This is a genomic window from Gayadomonas joobiniege G7 (assembly GCF_000300815.1).
In the GTDB taxonomy this organism is placed as follows: Bacteria; Pseudomonadota; Gammaproteobacteria; order Enterobacterales; family Alteromonadaceae; genus Catenovulum; species Catenovulum joobiniege.
Genome location: NZ_AMRX01000006.1, coordinates 92,655 through 110,719 on the forward strand (window position 1 = coordinate 92,655; position 18,065 = coordinate 110,719).

18 protein-coding genes are annotated in these 18,065 nt (G+C 41.8%); 10 read left to right on the forward strand and 8 right to left on the reverse strand.

The genetic code is table 11. From position 1 onward, the window contains the following. Positions 1 to 523 precede the first annotated feature (523 nt). The 6 genes from C727_RS0107525 (at position 524) to C727_RS0107550 (ending at position 8,679) form a co-directional block, all read left to right on the forward strand. Positions 524 to 958: a hypothetical protein gene (locus C727_RS0107525; protein WP_017445013.1), complete on the forward strand. Its 435-nt coding sequence runs from the start codon at positions 524 to 526 to the stop codon at positions 956 to 958. Between the two features lie 107 nt (positions 959 to 1,065). Continuing rightward, on the forward strand, positions 1,066 to 2,475 hold the full coding sequence (locus C727_RS0107530) for a TolC family protein (protein ID WP_237742325.1): 1,410 nt from the start codon (positions 1,066 to 1,068) through the stop codon (positions 2,473 to 2,475). Then, a complete protein-coding gene (locus tag C727_RS0107535) occupies positions 2,465 to 3,976 on the forward strand; it encodes an efflux RND transporter periplasmic adaptor subunit (RefSeq protein WP_017445015.1) in 1,512 nt (503 codons plus the stop codon). The genes C727_RS0107530 and C727_RS0107535 overlap by 11 nt, the downstream gene beginning before the upstream one ends. Beyond that, positions 3,973 to 7,137 (forward strand): efflux RND transporter permease subunit, encoded by a 3,165-nt coding sequence (locus tag C727_RS0107540; protein ID WP_017445016.1) that lies wholly within the window; start codon positions 3,973 to 3,975, stop codon positions 7,135 to 7,137. Before C727_RS0107535 ends, C727_RS0107540 begins: the two co-directional genes overlap by 4 nt. A gap of 161 nt (positions 7,138 to 7,298) precedes the next feature. Beyond that, the gene (locus tag C727_RS0107545) at positions 7,299 to 7,673 is read left to right on the forward strand and encodes a PA2779 family protein (RefSeq protein ID WP_017445017.1); all 375 of its coding nucleotides are present in this window, start codon (positions 7,299 to 7,301) and stop codon (positions 7,671 to 7,673) included. A 19-nt stretch (positions 7,674 to 7,692) separates the two neighbouring features. After that, the gene (locus tag C727_RS0107550; RefSeq protein WP_017445018.1) at positions 7,693 to 8,679 is read left to right on the forward strand and encodes a PA2778 family cysteine peptidase; all 987 of its coding nucleotides are present in this window, start codon (positions 7,693 to 7,695) and stop codon (positions 8,677 to 8,679) included. Positions 8,680 to 8,694: 15 nt separating this feature from the next. Here the strand turns inward: C727_RS0107550 and folE are convergent, their stop codons facing one another. The 4 genes from folE to minC all read right to left on the reverse strand — a co-directional run bounded on the left by folE (position 8,695) and on the right by minC (position 11,234). Continuing rightward, a complete protein-coding gene (gene folE, locus C727_RS0107555; protein ID WP_017445019.1) occupies positions 8,695 to 9,336 on the reverse strand; it encodes a GTP cyclohydrolase I FolE in 642 nt (213 codons plus the stop codon). 74 nt (positions 9,337 to 9,410) lie between these two features. After that, positions 9,411 to 9,680, reverse strand: coding sequence for a cell division topological specificity factor MinE (gene minE, locus C727_RS0107560; RefSeq protein WP_017445020.1), 270 nt, complete (start codon positions 9,678 to 9,680; stop codon positions 9,411 to 9,413). 3 nt (positions 9,681 to 9,683) lie between these two features. Further along, the gene (minD, locus tag C727_RS0107565) at positions 9,684 to 10,493 is read right to left on the reverse strand and encodes a septum site-determining protein MinD (RefSeq protein ID WP_017445021.1); all 810 of its coding nucleotides are present in this window, start codon (positions 10,491 to 10,493) and stop codon (positions 9,684 to 9,686) included. Positions 10,494 to 10,508: 15 nt separating this feature from the next. Beyond that, positions 10,509 to 11,234 carry a septum site-determining protein MinC gene (gene minC / locus C727_RS0107570; protein ID WP_026052610.1) on the reverse strand — a complete coding sequence of 242 codons (726 nt, stop codon included), beginning with the start codon at positions 11,232 to 11,234 and terminating at the stop codon, positions 10,509 to 10,511. Between the two features lie 166 nt (positions 11,235 to 11,400). Here minC and C727_RS0107575 point away from each other — a divergent pair, with 166 nt between their 5' ends. Genes C727_RS0107575 through C727_RS0107585 form a run of 3 tightly spaced genes read left to right on the forward strand, consistent with a single transcriptional unit; the run spans position 11,401 to position 13,254 of the window. Beyond that, a complete protein-coding gene (locus C727_RS0107575; RefSeq protein WP_017445023.1) occupies positions 11,401 to 11,676 on the forward strand; it encodes a YcgL domain-containing protein in 276 nt (91 codons plus the stop codon). 5 nt (positions 11,677 to 11,681) lie between these two features. Beyond that, positions 11,682 to 12,704 (forward strand): lytic murein transglycosylase, encoded by a 1,023-nt coding sequence (locus tag C727_RS0107580; RefSeq protein WP_026052611.1) that lies wholly within the window; start codon positions 11,682 to 11,684, stop codon positions 12,702 to 12,704. A 46-nt stretch (positions 12,705 to 12,750) separates the two neighbouring features. Further along, a complete protein-coding gene (locus C727_RS0107585) occupies positions 12,751 to 13,254 on the forward strand; it encodes a YcgN family cysteine cluster protein (RefSeq protein WP_017445025.1) in 504 nt (167 codons plus the stop codon). A gap of 58 nt (positions 13,255 to 13,312) precedes the next feature. Here C727_RS0107585 and C727_RS0107590 read toward each other — a convergent pair whose 3' ends face one another. Both C727_RS0107590 and C727_RS0107595 read right to left on the reverse strand, forming a co-directional pair. Further along, positions 13,313 to 14,080, reverse strand: a complete 768-nt coding sequence (locus C727_RS0107590) for a hypothetical protein (protein ID WP_017445026.1) — start codon at positions 14,078 to 14,080, stop codon at positions 13,313 to 13,315. A 94-nt stretch (positions 14,081 to 14,174) separates the two neighbouring features. Continuing rightward, the gene (locus tag C727_RS0107595) at positions 14,175 to 14,876 is read right to left on the reverse strand and encodes a sensor histidine kinase (RefSeq protein WP_017445027.1); all 702 of its coding nucleotides are present in this window, start codon (positions 14,874 to 14,876) and stop codon (positions 14,175 to 14,177) included. Positions 14,877 to 14,996: 120 nt separating this feature from the next. Between C727_RS0107595 and cysB the strand changes: the two genes are divergently transcribed. Then, on the forward strand, positions 14,997 to 15,971 hold the full coding sequence (gene cysB / locus C727_RS0107600) for an HTH-type transcriptional regulator CysB (protein ID WP_017445028.1): 975 nt from the start codon (positions 14,997 to 14,999) through the stop codon (positions 15,969 to 15,971). Positions 15,972 to 16,065: 94 nt separating this feature from the next. On the opposite strand, the gene C727_RS0107605 is transcribed toward cysB, so the two are convergent. Both C727_RS0107605 and pabB read right to left on the reverse strand, forming a co-directional pair. Then, a complete protein-coding gene (locus C727_RS0107605; RefSeq protein ID WP_017445029.1) occupies positions 16,066 to 16,635 on the reverse strand; it encodes an NUDIX hydrolase in 570 nt (189 codons plus the stop codon). A gap of 4 nt (positions 16,636 to 16,639) precedes the next feature. Then, positions 16,640 to 18,034 carry an aminodeoxychorismate synthase component I gene (gene pabB, locus C727_RS0107610; protein ID WP_017445030.1) on the reverse strand — a complete coding sequence of 465 codons (1,395 nt, stop codon included), beginning with the start codon at positions 18,032 to 18,034 and terminating at the stop codon, positions 16,640 to 16,642. Positions 18,035 to 18,065 lie beyond the last annotated feature (31 nt).

Genomic DNA, 18,065 nt, shown 5'->3' on the forward strand with positions numbered 1-18,065 from the left:
CTTTATCCAAAGATAAGTGCAAATCTTGTTGCAGTTCTAATCGGTTAACGAAATTCGAAACCTTTCCTTTGTGCTGCAGTTCAGATCTTAATACTCTTAATAAGTCGTGTTTAATATTTTTGATCGTTAATGTACCAATTTGCGAATGGTTTTCGAAGCTTGTAAGTATTTTAGAAAATAATAGCTTCTTTATCTGAAACCGATTGATTTGAATTTGGTAAGTTACCAATAATTTTGTAAAGACGTTGAGCCTGTTTTAGGGAGTCCTAAATGAATAATATTAAATTGAGATGCGTCCATTTTTACAGTTTTAGCCTTTTTTCTGAGGGGTTATATTGAGTTTATCCCGATTCTAGTCCCCTTGTTTGTAAATAGCACTGGGTCTATTGCTATTATATAGTGGATAGTGGTTTTTAATATTTCTCAAAGACGTGCTTGCTTAATGTAATCTGATTCCGTCAGCGCATTTTACTTACACCCCACATTATATTATTATTTTCCCGAACTTAATTGAGCGGATTGTATGGTTAAATCATTTTTTAAAGACATTTTTGTAAGCTTGGTTTTGCTGACGTTTGTTGGGCAAACTTGGGCAGATACTCAATTGCCTTGTGAAATGATGACGAGCGCTCAAAACACGGCAATGCATCAGCCGATGATGGATCATAAAATGCATCACGAGCCGGCGGCCAATAAAGTAAATACCCATCAATCTATTTTTAGCCGTAGTTCGCTTAATGAGCGGTCAGCTGTTCGCTCGCATGACAACCATATGTCGCAAGACTGCTGTGACCTGGATTGTTTTTGCTCTGCAAATGCCAACTCGGTAAAACTCATAATAGATAGTCAGTTCTCGCCAGTTAATCAACGAGGATATGTTTTAGCAAAGGTTCGCTCAACGACAGCGCAGCCAAACACGATCGCCGACGGTCTCTATCGCCCACCCATTTTTGCCTAACCTAGGATCAGTGTATTTAAATTTTGTGCACTTAACTTTAGTGTTTTAATAAACCGCTTCAGTGAATGCGCTCTGAAGCTCATATCCAGCAATGGCTGGGGGCAAAAATGATATATCAATTAAAAACACCTTTAATGGTTGGCGCTAGTTTAGTGCGTGGCCATTTATATATTTTTACAATTTTACTATTCGTTGCGTTTAGCGCAAAGGCAAGTGAGCTTTTATCTTTAGCTGACGCGATCGAACGTGCGCAGCAAGAGGATCCATGGTTAACGGCCAACCAGTTCACCGAACGGGCGATGCGAGCAAAAAGTATTGCGTCCGGAAGCCAAGCAGATCCTAAGTTGGCACTCGGTTATGCCAATTTGCCGCTAGATAGCTGGCATGTAAATCAACAAGATATGACACAGGTCAAACTTTCGGTTTCGCAGCAATTTGCCCGCGGTGATAGCTTGGCAATTAAACAAGCTCAATTAAAAACAGCGGCAAAACAATATCAGTTATTGCGAGAAGATCGTATCGCAGAACTCAAAAAAGCACTGACGCTGCTTTGGTTGGATGCGTATTTATCTCGACAAAGCATTTATTTAATTGAGCAAGACAGGACGTTATTTGAACAGTTGGCCGAAGTTGCATCTGCTAGTTACAGTCATGCGCTTGGGCAAACTCAGCAGCAAGATGTTATTCATGCTCAGCTTGAAATTTTGCAACTGGAAGATCGTTTGCTTACCCACAAGCAGAACCTCAATGAAGGGATATCGGCATTACACCAATGGTTGGATGTTTCTTCCGAGTCGATAAACGATACTAAGGTAAGTGGTCAGCAGTATGAGCTTAACTTGGCGCAGTTACCGGAAATAAGTTTAACCAGCGCTGGTATTTCAAAACAGGCGGTATCAGCTCAGCAAATAATGCCAATGCTGCTTAAACATCCTGCGGTGATGGCAATTGATATCCATTATCAAACTCGGCGGCAAGGTATCAAGTTAGCCAGACAAAGTTATAAACCTCAATGGGGTGTTAGTGCCAGTTATGGTTATCGAGCAGACAGACCCGAAGGTGGACGCCGATCGGATTTGTTTTCGGTAGCGGTCACTTTTGACCTTCCGTTATTTACTGAGCACAAACAAGATCAACAAGTGATAGCCGCAGTCGCTGAAGCTGAAGTGGTAAAAAGCCAAAAACTGTTAACACTTAAACAAATGTTTAGCCAACTGAAAGTGGAATTAAGCCGGCTGGCACAGTTGACGGCAAGGCGTTTTTTATATTCAGAGCAATTATTGCCCCAAACAAAGCAGCAAGTTGAGGCATCTTTGGCGTCATATACCCATGATGATGGTGATTTTAGTCAAGTCGTAAAGGCCAGAATTAGCTTGTTAGACGCCCGTATCAGCGCGCTTAAAATCAATGTAGAAAAGCTAAAAACAATCACCCGCATTAATTATTTGTCAACTCAAGCCAGCGCTAAAGCTGAGCGGGAATGGTCACAAGCAAGGAGATTAAACCATGCCAAATAAAATAGCGATACTCTTGTGGGTCACCTTAGGTGGTCTCATTGGCGCTGGTTTAGTTGGTTCATTTGTAACTGAAAAGTCGTCCGAAAAATCAGTCGTAGAAAATCATAAAACACAAGAGCCATTATATTGGGTGGCGCCTATGGATGACAATTACCGTCGCGATAAACCCGGCAAATCACCTATGGGCATGGATTTGATCCCAGTGTACAAAAACGAGCCTGAACACAATAAAGCAGAGCAGGGTATTATTAATATTGCGCCGCATGTTGTGAATAACCTAGGTGTTCGAACCGCCTCGGTTAAATGGGCGCTTATGGATAGCGAGATAAATACAATAGGTTTTTTACAAAGTGATCAAGATAATTTAGTTCATATGCATCCTAGAGTCAGTGGCTGGATCGAAAAGCTATATGTACAGGCTGTTGGCGATCCGGTTAAAAAAGGGCAAGCCGTCTATACCTTGTATTCTCCGCAATTAGTGAACGCGCAAGAAGAGCTTTTGATAGCGCTAAAACGTGAAAATTCTGCGTTAATCCAAGCGGCTGAAAACAGATTGACTGCTTTAAAATTACCCGACTCTGTGATTCAAAACTTAAAAAAGAGCAAACAGATAAAACAGGAGATCACTTTTTATGCCCCGCAAGCCGGGGTGGTTAATCAATTAAATATTCGAGAAGGTTTTTACGTAGAGCCCGGTAATACTTTGCTTAGTATTGCCAACCTTGAACAGGTTTGGTTAGAGGCTGAAGTTTTTGCCCGCGATGCTGCACTCATTCAAACAGGTTTGCCTATTGAGATGAAGTTAGACTATTTTCCAAATCAAAAGTGGTTAGGAAAAATCGATTACATATACCCTGATTTAAACTTAAAAAATCGCACTCTTAGGATTAGAGCCAAGTTTGCTAATAAAAACCTGCAGTTAAAACCTAATATGTTTGCACGCGTTCGCATTAAAACACAAGCGAACGAAAAAAAATTATTAGTGCCAACTGAAGCAGTGATCAGAACTGGGATGCAGGATAGAGTGGTATTGGCGCTTGGAAACGGTCAGTTTAAATCGGTTGCTGTTACGCTAGGGCAGATTAATCCAACGTATACTGAAATTTTATCTGGTCTTGCGGTGAATGACCTTGTGGTCACTTCAGCGCAATTTTTATTGGATTCTGAGTCCAGTAAAGACTTAGCGTTTCAACGTATATCAGTAGACTCTAATTTGGCTCATTCAGTTCATGACAGCCGGCTTCAGACCGAACAAACATCAAACTATCCAAGCGCGACTGTTTTGGGCCGCATTAATCAAGTCGATAAAAAAACGCGAGTCTTTAATATTAGCCGAGAGGCGATAAAAAAATGGCACAGGGCAGCGGCAACAATGGATTTTATCGCCGCTGATCAAATCGCGATTGATGAGTTTCAGGTGGGCGATGAGGTACGTTTTACTTTTATCGTGAAAGATGACTTAGTTATAACTCAGATGCAACGCCAAGGAGAAACAAAATGATTGGCAAAATTATTCACTGGTCTGTTGCCAATCGAATTTTGGTTTTGTTATTAACGTTAATCAGTTTGTTGGTCGGGATTTATGCTGTAAAAAACACACCGGTTGATGCAATTCCTGATTTATCGGATGTACAGGTGATTATTAAAACCAGTTATCCAGGTCAAGCCCCTCAGGTGGTACAGGATCAGGTGACCTTTCCGTTAACTTCGGCCATGATGTCTGTACCTGGCGCGCAAACCGTTCGAGGGTATTCATTTTTTGGTGATTCATATGTTTATGTCATATTTGATGATGATACTGACCTGTATTGGGCTAGGAGTCGGGTTATCGAATATCTCAACCAAGCCTCTGCCAGTTTACCCCCACAAGCTAAACCTCAGCTTGGGCCAGATGCGACTGGGGTTGGCTGGGTATTTATCTATGCGTTGCAAGATAAAAGCGGGCAACATGATTTAAGCCAGTTGACCAGTATCCAAGATTGGTTTTTAAAATACGAACTGCAAACTGTGCCGGGTGTTTCAGAAATAGCCACTGTGGGTGGCTTAAAAAAACAATATCAAGTTCAAGTTGATCCACACAAACTTCGAGCATTTAATATGCCACTTAACCATGTGACAGAAGCTCTCAAGCGGGGCAACCAGAGTTTGGGCGCTTCTGTCATTGAGATGGCCGAAGCGGAATATATGGTGACTTCAAATGGCTATATTCAATCGTTGCAAGATATTAATAATATTCCGCTCGGTGTAAATGAGCAGGGTAGTGCGCTGACAATTGCAGATATTGCTCATGTAACTTTGGGGCCACAAATGCGTCGGGGGATTGCCGAGCTCAATGGTCAAGGCGAAACGGTCGGTGGCATAGTGGTCATGCGATTTGGCGAAAACGCGCAAGCCACAATTCAGCGCATTAAACAAAAAATTAATTCATTGGCTTTATCTTTGCCTGCAGGTGTGGAGATCATTCCTGTTTATGATAGATCTAAACTCATTAAAGAATCGCTCGATAACCTTTGGCAAAAATTGTTCGCAGAGCTGGCCATTGTCGCTTTAGTCTGTTTTGTTTTTTTGTTTCACCTGCGCTCTTCTTTGGTTGCAGTGATCAGTTTGCCAATGGGTATTTTAATTGCTTTTATCATTATGTATTGGCAAAACCTAAATGCCAATATTATGTCTTTAGGTGGGTTGGCGATTGCCATCGGGGCAATGACAGACGGTGCGATTGTCATGATAGAAAATGTGCATAAACATTTGCATAAGTATGCTCAAAATAACCCGTCAGAAGATTTTAAAATCGCGCCTAATGTACGCTGGAAAATCGTGGCAAAAGCCGCCAGTGAAGTGGGTCCAGCACTCTTTTTTAGTTTGTTGATTATGACAGTCTCTTTTTTACCTGTATTTATTTTAGAAGCGCAAGAAGGGCGCTTATTTACCCCACTTGCTTATACCAAAACTTATGCTATGGCAGCGACTGCTGCACTTGCCATTACATTGGTGCCGGTATTAATGGGATATTGTATTCGTGGCCCAATCCCCGCCGCGGACAAAAATCGGTTAAACCTAATTTTAATCGCCTTGTACAAACCTGTTTTAAAGAAGGTACTCGAGTTTCCTAAAACAAGCATATCTGCCTGTTTACTGGTTTCCCTGTTAGGATTTTGGCCGCTGGATAAAATAGGAAGTGAGTTTATGCCACCATTGGATGAAGGCGATCTTATGTATATGCCAACGACCTATCCGAGTATTTCTATAGGTAAAGCGCGAGAATTACTACAGCAAACAGATAAATTGATTCGAACTGTACCGGAAGTTCAAAACGTGTTTGGTAAAGTTGGACGTGCCGAATCAGCAACGGACCCTGCGCCGCTGACCATGATAGAAACCTTTATTCAGCTAAAACCTAAATCGCTGTGGCGTGAGGGGATGACGAGTGAACGCCTACAACAAACCTTTGAGCAGTTGGTTCAGTTTCCTGGCGTGAGCAACGCATGGGTCATGCCGATTAAAACCCGAATTGATATGTTGGCAACTGGCATTAAAAGCCCTATTGGTATAAAAATTTCTGGTCCCGAGTTATCAGAAATTGAAAAAATAGGTTTAAAGATAGAAACACTCTTATCGAATGTACCCGGCACTACCAGTGTGTATGCTGAACGGGTGGCTGGTGGTCGTTATCTTACGATTGACATTTTACGTGATAAAGCAAGCCGATATGGAATGAATGTTGACGATGTTCAGCAGCTTGTTCGCACGGCTATAGGGGGGCAAAATATTACCGAGACGGTTGAAGGGCAGGCGCGTTATGCGGTCAATATACGCTATCTGCAAGACTTCCGGAACTCGCCTGAGACCCTCGCTCGGCTGCCTATTATTACGCCAACCGGAGCCCATATTAGCTTGGGTGATATCACAGAGCTCCAGGTGACATCTGGGCCTGCTGGTATTAAAAGCGAAAATGCACGTTTGAATGGTGTCGTATTTATTGATATTAAGCAAGTAGACATTGGCAGTTACGTCGCCGACGCACAGCAATATTTGGCTGAGCACCTTAAGCTTCCTGCCGGCTATTCGTTAACTTGGGCCGGACAATATGAATACATGGCCAGGGCAGCGGATAAACTCATGTATGTATTGCCGCTTACCCTGGCTGTTATTGTAATTTTGCTCTATTTAAATTTTAAAACGTTTATCGAAGTGCTATTGATTTTAATGACTCTGCCGGTGGCAACTATCGGTGGATTATGGTTAGTTTATATAGCTGATTTTAACTTTTCGGTGGCGGTTGCCGTGGGGTTTATTGCTCTGGCAGGGGTGGCCGTAGAGATCGGCGTTTTAGTGCTTGTGTATCTTAACCAAGCACTGGATGAACTAAAATTGAATGCATATGCAAAAAAACAGCCGATAACGGATAGACAATATTTACACGTCATCGTGGCTGGCGCCTCTTTGAGGGTAAGGCCAGTGATGATGACAGTTGCTACTATTATTGCTGGACTCTTGCCTTTGTTATTTACCTCAGGTACTGGCTCAGAAGTGATTAGCCGGATTGCAGCGCCTATGGTTGGCGGTATGGTAAGCGCTCTGGTATTAACCTTGATTTTATTGCCAGTTTTATATGCGCTAGTTAAACAAAGTAGCATCCAACGCTTTAATCAAAATTTATGATTAAGCACACACGTAAATCAGCACAGGGGTCCCGGCAGTGATCGTGGCTCAGCTTAAACAAGTATAAAAAATTGTTAAATTATTTGTCTGGATCTTTATAGTGCAACAAGATAGCCTATAAAAACAGGTACTTTTTAATAACTCAAAAAAAGGGTGGTTGTATGAAAAATATCATTAAAGCAGGGGTGGCCAGTTGTTTGTTTGTATTTGGAGCAAGTCAAGCAACGGCTGGTGTGTACGAATCTTCGGTGGTGTTGCAAAATCATGCGCAGCAGGTTCAAAAGTCTCAGGTTTTATCCTATCTTGGTCAGGCTGAAGTTAAACAAAAACTGATTGAGCTGGGCGTTGACCCGCAAGTTGCCCAAGCACGTATTGGTGCCATGACGGAGGCTGAGCTTCATCAATTAAACCAACATATTCACGAAATGCCCGCCGGTAGCGGTATTATTGGCACCATATTTACTGTGATGGTTGTTGTCGCTGTTTTAGATGTCATGGGTATTACCGATGTATATCCTTTTATCCGACCACTGTAATTAATATTAGAGTTTAGCTTTGAAAATATTAAAATGGTTCAGATCAGGTTGGCTGGCGTTTACGCTAGTTGGCCTGGTGGCATGTCAAACACCACCGCAAACTCAGCAATTATTGCAGCAAAACAATCCATCAGTGGCAACTCGTTATCAAATCGATGGCGTACCATTTTTCAAACAAGAGGCTTATTATTGCGGCCCGACTACTTTAGCTGAGGTTGCCAATTTTTATGGTCATTCAGTATCACCGAGCCAATTAGCGCAAAATACGTTTGTGCCCGAGCTAGCCGGCAGTTTGCAAACCGAGATGAATGCAACTGTGCGCCAGTTAGGCATGTTGGCATACAATGAGCGTGGTACGTTAAAACGTTTAATCAAGCTGGTGAACCAAGACAAACCTGTTATTGTGCTGCAAAATAATGGTTTGGAAAACTTCCCAAACTGGCATTATGCACTGGTGATAGGTTACGACTTAAAAACGGGGGAGATCATTTTACACAGTGGTGAAGAACAAAATTACCGTTTATCCATCGCCACATTCGAGAGAACATGGCAGAGAGCAGATTATTGGATGTTGGTGGCTCTGCCGCCTGAGCAGAGCGATAAAATGCTCGATCCTTTCAAGTTTGTCAGTGCCGCGCAAGATTTAATTGCCACCGGTCAGCAGGGGGCTGGTCGACAAGCTTTGCAAAGCGCAACCCAAACTTGGCCAGATGCTTGGTTAGGTTATTTTTTATTGGCCAATGATTATTTAAAAACAGAGCCGGATAAAGCATTAACCTGGTACGAAAAAGGGTTTCGTGCCGGACAGCAAGAAGTTGCGTATTTAAACAATTATGCCCATGCGTTAGCTAAAGCTTATTGTTTTGATCAGGCCGAAAAAATGTTGATACAAGCACTTAAGTTATCACCAAATGACCCTGTTGTTATGGATAGTCGAGCGGAACTCAGTTATGCCAAAAAGGAAGCCGTGTTAATTCAGCATTGCCCGCTGCACGATAAGTTTTAACGTTGGCGAGTGTCGTCAGGTGGCTAAAAACTCTTGCCGAGTATTTAAACTAGACTTAAAAACACCGCCTAACGCCGTGGTTTTGGTTTCAGATGATAAGTCCATAACCCCACGCGCTTTTACACAATAATGAGTCGCTTTGATGCTCACAGCAACATCTTGTGTTTCTAACAAGGTTTGCAATGCAATCAGTACTTGCTGAGTGAGCCTTTCTTGCACTTGAGGACGGCGGGCAAAAAAGCGCATAATGCGATTAATTTTTGATAAACCTATGACTTTATCAGCCGGAATATAGGCAATTTTAGCTAACCCATCAATGGTGACAAAATGATGTTCGCAGGTGCTGGTAAAAGAGATTTTATCTACCGTGATCATCTCATCCATCGCCATACTATTTTGAATGCAGGTGATTTTTGGAAAGTTATGGTAATCCAGTCCAGAAAAAATTTCATCAACATACATCTTAGCGATACGAGCGGGTGTTTCGGCTAAACTATCGTCGCTTAGATTTAACCCCAACACTTGCATAATATCTTGCATCGCTTTGGCAATTTTGTCTTTTTTTTCAGTAGCGGCTAGCGAGTTATCTAGCATCGGGGTTTCTAGCTTTTCAGCGAGCAAAGCTTGTTTAACTTTTTGCGCTTCAGGGCTTAGCATCTTTGATTTGGCTCCAAATTAAGCAATAACCTGGAAAAATGGCCGCAGAGAGGATTGCGGCCATTTATTGGCTGTTATTTTGATTCTTTATCATCGGGTAGAGTCACATTTAACTCAAGCACTGAGATATCTTCTTCTTTCTGTTCTAAGTGCAATTGAATCGCAGATTCTTCTACATTCATATAATACTTACGGATAACCTCTAAAATGTCTTTTTCAAGCGCACTTAGGTTTTCACTTTGGCTATCGGCACGTCTACGTTGTGCAACTATAATTTGTAAGCGTTCTTTGGCTTGCGACGCTGCATTAGTTTTTTTGGGTTTAAAATAATCCATTAAAGACATAGCCTATCCTCCAAATAAACGTTTAAAGAGGCCTTTTTTCTCTCCTGACAAAAACCTATATTCAACTTCGTTACCCATTAAGCGCTCAATCGTATCTAAATAGGCTTGGCCTGCATCACTGTTTTCATCCAGAATGACGGGTTCACCAACATTTGACGCTCTTAATACAGCCTGAGATTCAGGGATCACACCAATCATCTTGATTGCCAATATTTCGCACACATCTTCAACACTTAACATGTCACCGCGTTCAACACGTTCAGGGTTATAGCGGGTTAATAAAAGATGCTCTTTAACGGGCTCTAAACCTTCTTCGGCACGCTTAGAGCGTGAAGCTAAAATGCCTAAAATACGGTCAGAGTCTCGTACGGATGAGACTTCTGGGTTGGTCACAACTATGGCTTCGTCAGCGAAATACAACGCCATTAAAGCGCCTTGTTCTATCCCTGCTGGCGAATCACAAATAATATAATCAAAAGTCTCAGAAAGCTCATCAAGTACCTTCTGAACGCCTTCTTTTGTCAGCGCTTCTTTATCTCGGGTTTGTGATGCAGGTAAAATGTATAAGCCTTCAACACGTTTGTCTTTTATCAGCGTCTGGTTTAGATTTGATTCACCATTGATGACATTGACAAAATCATATACCACTCGGCGCTCAACACCCATAATGAGATCTAAGTTTCGTAAACCTACATCAAAGTCTACGATCACGGTTTTATGACCTTTTAATGCTAAGCCAGTACCAATAGCAGCACTACTGGTTGTTTTTCCTACGCCACCTTTACCTGAGGTTACCACTATAATTCGTGCCATTTAAAAGACTCCCGTTTAAACTTCCAATTTTGTAAGCGTTAATTTATCCCCGTCAAGCGCTATACAGCCGGGACTTTTGTAAAATGATTTATCAATTTGCTCACTGGTCCAATAGTGGCCGTTAATACTGACTAATTCAGCTTCGATTTTTTGCGCAAATATTTTTGCACTATCGTCACCTTTTGCGCCAGCAATAGCGCGGCCACGTAAACTGCCATAAATATGAATACTGCCATCGGCAATGACTTCAGCGCCGTTACTGACAGTACCAATGATGACTAAATCTGAATCACGGGCATAAAACTGTTGCCCAGAACGCAGGTTTTGTCGTAAGACCTGACTTGGCTTTTGCACTGGTACTTCAACTTCGACTGGCACTTCAACTCGTTCGTATCTTATTTGAGTATGTTCCTGCTCGGGCACTGTATTTGCCGTTTTAGATTCACTTAAACAAGCAAAACCAGCAGCTTTTGCCGGACCTTTCTGCTCGTCACTGGCCCCACTAATACCAACAGGAATTAGCTGTAGGGAGGTTAACATTGCTTTTAAGGCGGCAAAATCAAATGCAGGGTCGTTCAGTCTGGCGACATTGATAACTAATGGCGCCATATTAAAAAACTGTGGCGCCTGTTTTATTTTAATCGCAAGCTGTTGCTTAACGGCCTCTAGATCAGAGGACTTCATATAAAGTACGGAGAGCGTGAATGCGCTACCTTTAAATTCGATCGGTGAGTCAGACATATTTTTTATATAAATATCTGCCAGTCTTCTGGCAGGCTAAATGTAAGCTGATAAAATTCGCTTCATGGTATAGTCTGGCTATGTTGAACGCAAGTATTTATCACTTTAACCTAAGCCAGTTTTAGGGCAAGATCACAAGATTAATAAATTATAGGATGAGAGTACTGTGTTAGCCGCCGTTTATAAAAGTCCAAAAAAAGAAGATACCTATCTTTATGTGTTAAAAAGAGATGATTTTAGTCAAGTCCCTGAACCTTTAATGAACAGTTTTGGTCAACCTATTTTTGTTTTAATGTTTAATCTAGACAAAAGGTCTTCGTTAGGCATTGCTGATATTGAAAAAGTGCGTGCTGATTTACTGGCGCAAGGATATTATTTGCAGTTACCGCCGCCAACCGAAAGCATGTTAAATGAATTGACAACGCAAAAGGGGAAAAAATGATTTCTATCGTTAAAAAAAGTTTGTTGGTTGGGGTCGTTCTGGCTTTGCCCATTGTCAGTTGGGCGCAAACCGAAAAACAAAAATTTGAATCCTATGTTCAAGATTTAAAACAAGAAGCACTTGACCGTGGTTATGATCAGGCATTAATCGAACAAGCTTTTACTGGGATAGAATTTAAAGAAAAAGTGGTTGAAGCCGACCGCAATCAACCTGAATTTGTGGAAACATTAGAAACCTATTTGCCCAAAAGGGTGCCAGAATGGAAAGTTCAACAAGCACGAGCCAAATATAAAGAACATAAAGAGTTATTAGAAAAGATTGCCGCTGAATACGGTGTACAGGCAAGGTTCATTGTTGCTTTATGGGGCTTAGAAAGTAATTTTGGTCGTATCCAGGGGAATTTACCGTTAGTGCCTTCGCTCGTCACCTTAAGTTATGACGGACGTCGAGGTGCGTTTTTTAAAAAGCAGCTCTGGTATGCATTAGATATTGTTAAAAACGGTGAAGCACCGTTAGAAAAGCTGAAAGGAAGCTGGGCTGGTGCTATGGGGCAGGCGCAATTTATTCCAAGCTCTTTTAACGCATATGCGGTAGATTACGATGGCGATGGCATCAAAGACATTTGGCAAAATCAGGCCGATGTATTTGCCAGTGCAGCCAATTATCTAAAACAAGAAGGCTGGAATGACAATTTAACTTGGGGGCGTCAAGTTAAAGTGCCTGCTGATTTTGACTTTTCGAATGCGGTGCCGCAAAAAACCAATGGTCGTTCAGCCTGGTTAAAAAAATGGCGCGAAACTGAACGTAGTTTAGCTGATTGGCAAGCTTTGGGTGTGCGTCGTATGGATGGTCGTGATTTACCGTCTGTTGATATCAAGGCCGCAATGTTGATACCTGACGGACCTAAGGGCCGAGTTTACCTAGCATATGATAACTATAAAGTGCTGATGCACTGGAACCGCTCGTATTATTTTGTCACGACCGTCGGCTATTTAGCTGACCGTATTAGCTATCCGCCCATTCGATAAATAATAAGATGATCGCAGTGCTAAGTGTGCTGCGCTTGAGGTATCCATGAAAGAAGTTCAAAACCCTTTTTGGCAGCGCAAAAGTCTACAAGAAATGACGCGCAGCGAATGGGAGCAAATTTGTGACGGCTGTGGTAAATGCTGTTTGCATAAATTTATTGCAGATGATGAGGTCGACGAGATGCAAAGCACTGAAGTGATAAACGATGGTGAGTCGTTGGAATTTACTAATGTGGTTTGCCGATACTTAAATGATAAAAAGTGCGAGTGCACTGTGTATGCTAAACGCAGGCAACTTGTCCCTGATTGTGTTGAGTTGCGACCAGAAAACCTCGCGCAAATATTCTATATGCCGCCGTCATGCAGTTACCGACGTTTATATGAAGGTAAACCTTTGCCGTCATGGCATCCACTGCTAAACAAGGGTAAAAAATCAGCAATGCACGCGGCAGGTATGTCAGTGCGTGGCAAAGTATTGCCCGATGATCAAGTCGATCTTGATTTTTTTGAAGATTATATCGTTAAGTGGCCTTTGAACGAAATTGAATAAAAGCGATTAATGTATTAATTTAAAACCTCGCCCGCTCGGGCGAGTCGTTTGGGTAAACTTACCATTTCTTTTTGGGTTGAAATAATACATCTAAGTCGTCTTTTTCTTTTTCAGCGCGTTTAAGCCTGTCTTGATCGTTAGAGTTTTTCAGTTCTTGATTAATTTGTTCTAAAATAGATTCAATTTCTTGTCGCTTCCTGCTGACGTAGTCACTATTCACTAATTGATTTTGCAAAGTGCTTAATGCTTTTTCATACAACTGTCTCGCTGACCCTAACATTTTGCTGTGACGGGCAGTCTGGCCGCGGCGCATCATGCTTTCAATATTAATTTTAAGTTGTAACTGATCTAGCCGTTTATCTTCGCTAACAAATAAGTGCGTATCTACTTTGCCTTTACTGTGTTCAGCACGAATGGCTGCACGTAATTTTTTAATGTTTTGCAGCAACGTTATGATAGCTCTTTCATCATCAGGAAGCGTAAAGTCATCATTGTTTAAGGTTTCTGGTTGAGCATCTAAAGTTTGAATGCGCGCTTGCGCGTCAGCAACTCTTTGTTTGTACTCTAACGAATCAGGCACTAAAGAGTGTAATGTTTGCACGGCAGATAAAATGCGCTGCTGCAATACCAGTACTAAATTTGGGCTCGCAGGAATAGTGCCCAAATTTAATAATAAATTTTCAGTTTCTTCAATGATGGTTTTTTGTTTGGCTATTTCGTTACGCCGCTCGGATTCTACTTTTTCTTTATGCTGTTGTATTGCGTTCATGACAACAGCCACAATGATTAAAGTGACAACTAGCGCAATTACAATGGTAAAAATCATGCATCAATCCAGTTAAGTCTATCGACTTTGTTTATTATTTTTTCTGCCCTCTAGAGATACTACCGAATAATTATAAGCGAGTCGACTGTAAATTTTACGGCAGTTTCAGTAAAAACAAACCACCTTGCCCGTTTTTACAGTTTTGTAACTTTATCTCGGCTGATCGGTGCTCCTTATTGTGCACGCTTGCAATTAAGCGAGCAAAATAAAGGCCGAGCCCAGTACGGCCCGTGCTCAAATCAAAAGTCTTTTGGTTATCAATATCAGCTAACAAACTATTCGGGTAACCATCACCATCATCAGCAATTTGTATATACAAATAATCTCTTTCTTGCCATGCAGATAAGCTTATGCAGGAGTTGGCATAGCGGCTTGCATTGGCCAATATATCGTTTAATAAGCTGGCGATCAGCTGTTCATCAAACGCCCAATTGAGCGTTTCTTCAACCTTGACTTGTACTGTTAGGTTTTTTTGCTGAAAATATGCTTGCTGACTAGCCACTAAATCGGCAAACAGGTCAGCTAAAAAGTGGACATTAAAATTCACGGCCAATTGTGCCTTTTGTGCTTTATACACGGTAAGAAGTTGCAATAAGTTTGTATTAACTCTGTTGCTTTCATAGTGCAGTTGATTTAACGCAGTTTGTTGTTCGGTGGGGAGCTTGGTTTTGATGCTTTCAAGCTGCATAATTGACTCTTGCATAAAGCTTAGAGAATTTTTTATATCATGAATAGAAAGTGCCAGCACATCTGCAAAGTTTAATTCATTGGCAATTTTAAGCGGTTCGTCAAACATTAATGACTCCATTTTTTAACTCAGTCCTCAATCGAAAACTTTTCTGCAATAAATTTAAGCGATAGAATAAAAATTTGATAGTATATTCTTTAATTGAATATCAAAACGGAACAATAAGGTATGAAGCTCCAGCAGTTACGCTATATCGTTGAGGTTGTTAACCATGATTTGAATGTTTCAGCAACCGCTGAAAGTTTATATACCTCTCAACCCGGTATTAGCAAACAGGTTCGAATGTTGGAAGATGAGCTGGGTGTGCAGATTTTTGGCCGTAGTGGTAAACACCTAACCCATGTGACCTCTGCTGGGCGTGAAATTGTGCATATTTCGCGCGAAATTTTATCTAAAGTTGAAAGTATTAAATCTGTCTCGCGTGAACACACTCAGCCTGATCAAGGCAAACTGAATATTGCGACCACACACACGCAAGCGCGTTATGCGCTGCCAGACGTTATTAAGGGGTTCATGCAAAGATACCCAAAAGTGTCTTTGCACATGCATCAAGGGACACCGTCGCAAATTAGTGACGCAGCCGCTAAAGGTGACGCGGATTTTGCCATCGCGACCGAAGCACTACATCTATATAACGATCTGGTTATGTTACCTTGTTACCATTGGAACCGCAGCGTTGTGGTTGGGCGTGATCACCCGCTCGCAGCAAAAAAGCATATAACCTTAGAGGATGTAGCAGAACACCCGATTGTGACTTATGTGTTTGGTTTTACCGGACGTTCTGAATTAGATCATGCTTTTAGCAAAGCTGGGCTGGAACCCAAAATTGTTTTTACCGCAACCGACGCAGATGTAATTAAAACCTACGTCCGTATGGGCGTTGGGGTCGGAGTAATGGCGACTATGGCGGTGGATAAACAAAATGATACAGATTTAGTTGCGATTGATGCTTCTCATCTATTTCGCCCAAGTACCACTAAGATAGGTTTTCGAAAAGGCAGTTTTTTGCGTCATTATATGTATGATTTTATAGAAAGGTTTGCACCTCATCTAACTCGAGACGTGGTGGATAAAGCAATTTCACTAAAAAGCGCTGACGAAGTTGATCAAATGTTTAAAAGTTTAACTTTACCCGTTAAATAGCGAATTAGGTTATCGAATCTGATTTTTTGGGGATCTGTGGTGTCGAATGGCACATACAGGTTAGCCTTTTGGGTTATTGAGAGAGAATTATTTTTTAGGTTTTATTCAGTCGTTCACACAGCTGAAAAAGAATTCTTGCTGTTGCCCCCCAGATGCAGTGCCGTTGCCAGATCAAAAAAGGCAGTTTTACTGATCTTCCTGACACATTAATCAAGCTGAACTGCCAACGCTGTTCATCTAAGCACACAGACAAAGGTAAATAAACCAGTTCAGCGACTTCATCTTCCATTGCGATTAACCCCTTTGGTTTATCCACCACTGCGATAAACGGCTGAATGTATGTTTGTTTTAGTGTAGCTGATACCGGCAGATCTGCGATGATTTGTTTGCGATCCAGCGCTAAACAAGTTTCTTCTTGTGTTTCGCGAATGGCGGTTGAGAGCAGGTCGCTGTCTTTGGGTTCATGCATGCCACCGGGCAAACATATTTGCCCTGGATGGCGACGCAACCAAGGTTGGCGTTTACATAAGAGAATGTGCTCTGACTGTTTAAATAAAACAAGCATTACAGCGGCCATGTTGGCAGCATAAGGCGGTTGTAAACGCTCATGTGAGCAATTTTGCAATACCAAGCGAGAGATTTTAGCGCCCAAACAATCAGACAACTGATTAACCTCGGCTTAAAATGGGCAATATGTGATTGAGTTTATCATAGGTTTCGCGATATTCGCTGGCACATTTAGAGTCGTAGACTAAACCACCGCCGGCCCAACAGTATATGTTGTCGTTTTCTGTGATGAGCGTGCGAATGGCGATATTCATATCCATTTTGTCGCGCCAGTCGATATAACCGATAGCGCCGCAATAAATATGACGTCGGTGCGGTTCTAGCTCTTCGATGATCTGCATGGCGCGAACTTTAGGTGCGCCTGTGATGCTGCCGCCAGGAAAACAGGCTTTTAACAGATCAAAAGCATTTTTATCTTCGTTAATTTCGCCTGTTATAGTGCTCACTAAATGGTGAACCGACGGAAAGCTCTCAACTTCGAATAGTTTCGGCACTCGCACTGTGCCTGGCTGACAAACGCGGCTGATATCATTTCGCAGTAAGTCAACTATCATTAGGTTTTCGGCTCTGTCTTTTGGCGATTTTTGTAGCTTTTGTTTTTGCACACTATCAAGTTTAAGTGATTGGCCACGCGGCAACGTACCTTTGATGGGTTTGCTTTCTACCCGACCTGAATCCAGTTGTAAAAAACGCTCTGGTGAGATAGATAAAATACTGTTCGTCTGAGTTTTTAAATAGGCAGAAAAGGGCGCTTTGTTTGCTTTGCGTAACTTCTTATAAGCCACCCAAGGGTCGCCGCTGTACTGTGCACAAAAACGCTGGGCTAGGTTAACTTGATAACAATCACCTGCTTTTAAATACTCGAATACCTGGTTAAATTTTTGCTGGTATTCCGTTTCAGTCATATTGGATCGCCATTCGCTCAATAAAGCAAATGAATTTGAGTTGTTTGATGTGTTTTGGCGATACTTAGTTAACCATTTATCAATACGTTCTAACTCGGGTTGATAATCAAGCGCGTACCAACGGTGTTGTTTATTATCTTTGATGATAGCCCAATCGTAGATGCCTAAATGAAGATCATCTGCGGTTAAGTCGCATTGTGCAATAGATTCAATTGACTCTATACTGCGGCCTAAATCATAAGCAAAATAACCGACGGTGCCGCCAATAAATGGCAACTCACTATCGATGAGCGTTTCAGGCATGAGATCACGATGTAAACGGCGTGCAATTTTAAAAGGATCGTCTTGCGACTCACTAATGTAAGCGCCGTTTAATAAACGGGTTTGAGTCGTTCCTTGATGGTATTTAATTTGTGCTAAAGGTTCGCACAAAAGAATATCGTAACGGCTGTTTTCGTGATCAGCATTCGCGGAATCTAAAAAAATGGCACCTTTATCATTTGCAACGGGTTCAAATACCGCCGCGGCATCGAGCTCGGCAGCCAGATTAAGTTCTGTTATAAATGGGTTTGCTTTTGTATCGTATGACATTCGTAAATTAGGTCGCACAATTGGCCTGAAG

Coding starts and splice junctions, on each gene's coding strand:
- C727_RS0107525 (WP_017445013.1), top strand. CDS start 524: ATGGTTAAATCATTTTTTAAAGACATTTTTGTAAGCTTGGTTTTGCTG.
- minD (WP_017445021.1), bottom strand. CDS start 10,493: ATGGCACGAATTATAGTGGTAACCTCAGGTAAAGGTGGCGTAGGAAAA.
- pabB (WP_017445030.1), bottom strand. CDS start 18,034: ATGTCATACGATACAAAAGCAAACCCATTTATAACAGAACTTAATCTG.
- C727_RS0107590 (WP_017445026.1), bottom strand. CDS start 14,080: ATGATTTTTACCATTGTAATTGCGCTAGTTGTCACTTTAATCATTGTG.
- folE (WP_017445019.1), bottom strand. CDS start 9,336: ATGCTAAGCCCTGAAGCGCAAAAAGTTAAACAAGCTTTGCTCGCTGAA.
- minC (WP_026052610.1), bottom strand. CDS start 11,234: ATGTCTGACTCACCGATCGAATTTAAAGGTAGCGCATTCACGCTCTCC.
- C727_RS0107585 (WP_017445025.1), top strand. CDS start 12,751: ATGAAAGAAGTTCAAAACCCTTTTTGGCAGCGCAAAAGTCTACAAGAA.
- C727_RS0107540 (WP_017445016.1), top strand. CDS start 3,973: ATGATTGGCAAAATTATTCACTGGTCTGTTGCCAATCGAATTTTGGTT.
- C727_RS0107545 (WP_017445017.1), top strand. CDS start 7,299: ATGAAAAATATCATTAAAGCAGGGGTGGCCAGTTGTTTGTTTGTATTT.
- C727_RS0107530 (WP_237742325.1), top strand. CDS start 1,066: ATGATATATCAATTAAAAACACCTTTAATGGTTGGCGCTAGTTTAGTG.
- cysB (WP_017445028.1), top strand. CDS start 14,997: ATGAAGCTCCAGCAGTTACGCTATATCGTTGAGGTTGTTAACCATGAT.
- minE (WP_017445020.1), bottom strand. CDS start 9,680: ATGTCTTTAATGGATTATTTTAAACCCAAAAAAACTAATGCAGCGTCG.
- C727_RS0107595 (WP_017445027.1), bottom strand. CDS start 14,876: ATGTTTGACGAACCGCTTAAAATTGCCAATGAATTAAACTTTGCAGAT.
- C727_RS0107535 (WP_017445015.1), top strand. CDS start 2,465: ATGCCAAATAAAATAGCGATACTCTTGTGGGTCACCTTAGGTGGTCTC.